Raw genomic sequence first — 4,824 nt, forward strand, 5'->3', positions numbered from 1 at the left:
GGCCCTCGCCGCAGCGCTTCTGCACCGCCCCGCAATCCTTTTCCTCGATGAACCAACCGGCGGGGTCGACCCGGTTTTCCGCAGACGCTTCTGGGAAATTCTCTACCGTTTGGCCGATGCCGGCACCACGCTCTTTGTCACCACCCATTATATGGATGAGGCTGAATTCTGCCGGCGGATTTCAATTATGCACCGAGGGAGAATAATCGAAATGGGCAACCCCCAGGAATTGATAGAGCAATATCGCCAGCCCGACCTACAGGAACTTTTTATATCACTTATCTCGCGTGAGGGTGTCGATGCGTAAAATAAAGTACATTGCCATTAAAGAGTTTCGCCATATCCTGCGCGACCCGCGCTCGCTCGGTATTGCAATTCTCATGCCTGTCCTGATGACTTTTCTTTACGGCTACGCCATAAATCTCGATATCAAAAATATCAAATTGGCTTTTCTCGATTTTGATCGCTCCTCCGAATCGCGGGCGCTGGCCGATAGATTCTTCAACTCCGGTTATTTTCTTCGCCCTGATGCGGCGGCCGATATATCTGACCCGGAAAAAATCCTAAAACGCGGCGGCGCTAATGCCGTTATGATTATCCCCCATGGATTGTCCGAGGCGTTGGGGAATCGCACCGAATATGAAATCGGGCTAATGGTCGATGGGGCCGATGCCAATCTGGCCGCCGCCACCAGCAGTTACTCCAATATGGTTCTGATGCAATTTTTGAAAGACAAACTGCCCGAGGGAATGGAGATTCCCGGTGTCACCATCTCTGCCCGGGTGCTTTATAATCCCGATCTGAAATCCTCCCATTTCTTTGTCCCCGGTCTGATTGCCATTATTTTGATGATGATCTCCGCCCTTTTGACCTCCATCACCATCGCCCGCGAAAAAGAAACCGGCACCATGGAACAGCTTCTCACCGCGCCGGTCACCCCCCGGGAAATTATCATCGGGAAAGTGATCCCTTACATCGGGCTGGCTATGCTTGATGCCATTTTGGTGCTGCTGTTTGCGGTTTTCCATTTCGGTGTTCCTTTCATCGGATCCACGTTGTTGCTTCTTTTATTCGGCGTGATATATATCATTGCCGCACTGTCGATCGGGATACTGATATCGACCTTAGTCAAAACCCAGCAGTTGGCCATGATGGCCGCCCTGACTGTCACTGTTCTCCCTTCGGTCATGCTTTCCGGTTTTATCTTTGAAATAAAGAATATGCCGATTATCCTGCAGTATATCACGCACATTGTGCCGGCCCGCTATTTCCTTCTTATTATCCGCGGCATCATGCTTAAAGGTTCCGGCCTGTCGGTTCTCTGGGTGGAGGCGGTCTTTCTAGTTATCCTTACGGTCATTCTTCTGGCCGCCGCCGCCAGGAAATTTCATCTGAAAATAGGTTGAGTTATGTTTCGTACCGTTATCGCCCTCATCAGAAAAGAGTTTCGCCAGGTTTTCCGCGATCACAATATGCTCCGGATGATCTTTGTCATGCCGATTATTCAACTGCTGGTTCTCGGGTATGCGGTCAGCACCGATGTCAAGAATATCGACACCGCCGTTTATGATTTCGATCGCAGTGTCTATTCGCGCGAATATATCCGCTCGCTGTCGGCCGGAGATTATTTTATTACCCGCGCCAGCCGCTTTCCGGTCATGAATGCCGATCATGGCTTCCGCGAAAATCTCTATAGCACCGCTATAATTATTCCCAAGGATTTTTCCCGTCAACTGCAGGAGCGGAGAAAGGCCGATATCGGCTTCATGGTCGACGGCGCTAATGCCAATTCGGCGGCCATCGCTCTGGGATATATCAACATCATCACCGGACGGTACAACGAGAAGGTTACCGGGCTGTCGCTTCCGATTACTATGCGGCAACAACGGCTCTATAATCCCGAGGCCGAATCGGTTGACTTTATGGTTCCGGGGATTGTCTCGGTGCTGCTGACCATGATCACGATGATGCTTACCTCAATGGCGATCGTGCGGGAGCGCGAAATCGGCACACTGGAACAACTCATGGTTACCCCGATCACCACGCCGGCCCTGATCATGGGAAAAACCATTCCCTTTGCTCTTATTGGTTTTTTAGAAATGTCGATAGCGCTGGCCTTTGGCGTGTTATGGTTCCGCGTCCCGTTTGTCGGCTCATGGGTATTGCTCTATTCTCTTGCGTTTGTCTATCTTTTTACCACGCTCGGTATCGGCATGTTTGCCTCGACCGTCTCCAAAACGCAACAGCAGGCGATGTTTCTGACCTGGTTCTTTTCGATTTTTGCAATTATGACTTCCGGATTTTTCATCCCGATCGCCAATATGCCACCGCCGATTCAATACCTGACCTATCTAAATCCGCTGCGCTATTTCATGAAAATCACCCGTGCCATAATGATGAAAGGGGCGACGTTGGAAATTCTCTACCCCGATGTAATGGCAATGCTGCTGTTCGGCGCGGCGATATTCACATTTTCCATCCTCCGTTTCTCCAAGCGAGTGAAATAATCTTGCCCGGTGAACACCTTTCACTCATTACTTTCTTGTTCTGAGAAGAGACCATTCTGTCATTGAGGCAGGATATTGTACTGCCATACACCATATGCTTGCTTGGAGGAAACTCAGATGCCTAAATTGGCGCCGCTTTCGGCATCAAAGAGAAGGAATTTCTCCCGGTGGAAATCAAACCTGAGACTGTCGTTCTTCTTCACCATCTCCGGCTCGGCGGTACACACAAGATTTATACCATTCATCTCAATAGTGATAATCGCCCGATCGCCCAAATACTCCACACTTTTCACCATCCCGGAATATTTTCCCTGTGGCGAGATCACAATATCCTCAGGACGAATGCCAATAACAATTTTTTTGCCGCCGTATTCCTTGCCGAATGGCTCAAAAGGAATATCAAGAGGCTGAATAGTACCATTCTCTATGTGACCATTAACAAGATTTATCTTGGGCGTTCCCAGAAACGATGCGACGAAGATGTCGGCGGGGCGGTCATAGACCTCCTGCGGAGTCCCTGTCTGCCTGATTTTTCCCGATTCTATCACCACCAGACGGTCAGCCATGGTGAGCGCCTCGGTTTGGTCATGGGTCACATAAACCGTGGTGGTGCCGAGCCTTTTTTGAAGTTCCACCAGCTCCCGGCGCATCCTCACCCGTAAGTCGGCATCGAGATTGGAAAGCGGTTCATCCAGAAGGTACAAGTCGGGCTGCCTGATAATCGCCCGCCCCAGCGCCACTCTCTGCCGCTGGCCGCCGGAAAGCTCCGCCGGACGCGATTCCAGACGGTCACCCAGGCCGATTAATTCGGCGGTGTCCGCAACTCTTTTCTTTATCTCCTCTTTTTTCACCCCGGCCACTTTCAGAGGAAAAGCAAGATTCCCGGCTACGGTCATATGAGGATACAGTGCATAATTCTGAAAAACCAGCGCGACATTCCTTTTCTGGGGCGGCAGCATATCCACCCGGCGATCGCCGATATAAATCTCGCCGCCATCCGCCGTTTCCAGACCGGCAATGATACGAAGAATGGTCGATTTGCCGCACCCGGAGGGACCCAAAACAACCACCAGTTCTCCTTCGGATGTTTCCAGCGAGATATTCTCCAGAATCCTCTTTCCCGAAAAGCTCTTATCGATTGCTATGATTTTCAAGGTAGCCATATTATTCCCGCGCCGTTGCCGTCTCTATTGTAATCGTCCCATTTTCAACCCGGAAACGCCGTCCCTTTTCCGCCAGCATTACCGGCACCTGTGAAGCGGTGGTTAAGAAGAGCTGGCCGAATTCCCCGAATGACTCTATCAGTCGCTCTTTTCGGTTGTCATCCAATTCGGCAAATATCTCATCAAGAAGAAGAATCGGCGTCCCTTTCCGAACTATCTTCAGATACTCAAACACCGCCAGCTTGAGCGATATAGCGGCCGTGCGCAGTTCCCCCTGTGAGCCATGAGTTCGCGCCGGAAAACCGCCGATTTCAAAATCAATCTCATCGCGATGCGGCCCCACCAGGGCGGTCTGAAGAATTCTCTCTCTGTCTTTGTATCGTTCCAGCTTTTCCCTGAAATTTCTCTCGATAATTTCATAATCAACGACGCCGCCATCAAGGTGCACGGAAGGATTATAGATGGCCTGCAGCTTCTGCCCCCCGGATATTTTTTGATAATGCTCCCGGGCGTTGGCGGCAATAGCATCGAGGAATCTTTTCCTTTCCAGCATTATCGCGGCGCCATATTTGACAAGAAGTTCATTGTATGGTGTGTCGCTTTCCGAATTATCCTGTTTCAGGAACGAGTTTTTCTGTTCCAGCACCTTACTGTAGTCGCCGAGGCTGGAAAGATATTTCGGTGAGGCCTGCGACAGATAGACATTGATAAATTCCCGTCGCCGCGCCGGCGGCCCGGAAAGAATCTCCATATCACCCGGTGCGGTCGAGACAACCGTGCAACGCTCAAATAGCTCGGCGGCCCGGACACCAACTCGATCAATGGTGATTCTCTTTCTTCCCCCGGTCTGATATGCTACCGCAATAGTGCACCCATTCCCATCGCTATCAACCTCCCCTTCCAGTCGGTATACCCCGGCATTTTCCTTGACCATAACGGCATCGGCGGCGCCCCGGGATGAGCGCCCCAGAAGAACGACAAAGATCGCCTCCAGAAGATTCGATTTCCCCGCCCCGTTGCGGCCATAGAAGATATTTACGCCGTCACAGAAATCTACTGCGGCTGATTTGAAGTTTCGGAACGAGACAATATTGATCGACTTGACCAGCATTAGAACAATTCGTTCTGCCTGGGATCTAAATTATAAGACAATA

The 4,824-nt window shown here is 50.8% G+C and carries 5 protein-coding genes; 3 read left to right on the forward strand and 2 right to left on the reverse strand.

All coding sequences use genetic code 11. The features are described from left to right. The 3 genes from NT002_14280 to NT002_14290 form a co-directional block, all read left to right on the forward strand. The coding region (locus tag NT002_14280) for an AAA family ATPase (protein MCX6830430.1) at positions 1 to 307 on the forward strand (307 nt) is incomplete at its 5' end. Next, positions 300 to 1,406, forward strand: a complete 1,107-nt coding sequence (locus tag NT002_14285; GenBank protein ID MCX6830431.1) for an ABC transporter permease — start codon at positions 300 to 302, stop codon at positions 1,404 to 1,406. The genes NT002_14280 and NT002_14285, both read left to right, overlap by 8 nt. Positions 1,407 to 1,409: 3 nt before the next feature. Next, positions 1,410 to 2,507, forward strand: a complete 1,098-nt coding sequence (locus tag NT002_14290) for an ABC transporter permease (GenBank protein ID MCX6830432.1) — start codon at positions 1,410 to 1,412, stop codon at positions 2,505 to 2,507. 113 nt (positions 2,508 to 2,620) lie between these two features. Here the strand turns inward: NT002_14290 and NT002_14295 are convergent, their stop codons facing one another. Then, positions 2,621 to 3,670: an ABC transporter ATP-binding protein gene (locus NT002_14295; protein MCX6830433.1), complete on the reverse strand. Its 1,050-nt coding sequence runs from the start codon at positions 3,668 to 3,670 to the stop codon at positions 2,621 to 2,623. A 1-nt stretch (position 3,671) separates the two neighbouring features. Continuing rightward, a complete protein-coding gene (gene recF / locus NT002_14300) occupies positions 3,672 to 4,781 on the reverse strand; it encodes a DNA replication and repair protein RecF (GenBank protein ID MCX6830434.1) in 1,110 nt (369 codons plus the stop codon). Positions 4,782 to 4,824 lie beyond the last annotated feature (43 nt).

It is taken from the genome of Candidatus Zixiibacteriota bacterium, assembly GCA_026397505.1.
Classification (GTDB): domain Bacteria; phylum Zixibacteria; class MSB-5A5; order GN15; family PGXB01; genus JAPLUR01.